Origin of the sequence: Kitasatospora sp. NPDC007106, from assembly GCF_040634455.1 — a bacterium.
Lineage (GTDB): Bacteria > Actinomycetota > Actinomycetes > Streptomycetales > Streptomycetaceae > Kitasatospora > Kitasatospora arboriphila.
Genome location: NZ_JBEYFP010001468.1, coordinates 1 through 1,026 on the forward strand (window position 1 = coordinate 1; position 1,026 = coordinate 1,026).

Annotated in this window: 1 protein-coding gene; it reads right to left on the minus strand. The window is 72.2% G+C overall.

The features are described 5' to 3' along the window. Positions 1-325: 325 nt before the first annotated feature. A complete protein-coding gene (locus tag ABZ641_RS39350) occupies positions 326-784 on the minus strand; it encodes a MarR family winged helix-turn-helix transcriptional regulator (protein ID WP_344627909.1) in 459 nt (152 codons plus the stop codon). Between the last annotated feature and the right edge of the window lie 242 nt (positions 785-1,026).

Here is a 1,026-nt window from a genome sequence, read left to right on the forward strand (position 1 = left end):
GGCCATCGGTCAGCCGCTGGCACGCTGGCACGCTGGCACGCTGGCACGCTGGCACGCTGGCACGCTGGCACGCTGGCACGCTGGCACGCTGGCACGCTGGCACGCTGGCACGCCGGCACGCCGGCACCGAGGCGCCTCGGCCGAGACCGAGCGCGAGAGCTGCGAAGGCCGCCAAGTGGAGCGCCGGATCAACCCATCACCGGGGAGGGCCCTGGGCCACAGGCGGAACGGCGGCGGGCCGAGTGCGCGGCCGGCGGCCGGAGCCGGCGCGGTGCAGGCCGCCCGGGCGGTGTCACTCGACTCCGGGGCGGATGCCGTTCGCGGGTCATTTCCCCTCCTCCCGGCGGGCCCCGTGGGGGCTCGCCTCGAGGGTCGCGCGGAGGGCGGCCAGGGTTGAGGCGATGCGGGCCAGGTCGTCGGGGGGAACCGTCGAGGTCAGCGAGGTGAGCTCGCCCTCGACGACGGGACGGGAGGCGGACAGCTGCTTCTCGCCCGCGGGTGTGAGGCGCAGGACGGACGAGCGGCGGTCCTGGGGGTGTGCGACCCTCTGGCACCAGCCTGCAGCCACCAGCCGGTCGACGGCCTTGCTGACGGCTCCCACGGTGATCGCCAGTTCGCCGACGATGTCGAGCACGCGGCACTCCGGCACGCGGTCGATGATCTCCAGAAGCTCGAACTGCCCCAGTCCCAGCCCTTGTTCGGCGCGCAACCGAGCGCTCACCGCGTTGTAGAGCCGGGTCTCGACGCGGACCAGATCGGTGAAGATCGGGGTGATGTGGCTCACATTGGCCTTCCAGTAGATTCCCGGGAATCATCTTCCTTGGAATCCGGTTGGGGTCAGGCAGGTGGATTCCCAGGAATCCATCCTCGCATCCCGACCCATGGAGGCCCGCATGTCCCGACAGCAGCGCGACGCCCTGGACGCCGTACTCCGCTCCGCCCCTCGCAGCGAGACCCGGCCCACTCCTGAGGAGCAGCGCAGCGGTTTCGCTGCGGCCCTCACCCGACCCGCTCCGGAGGGCGTGG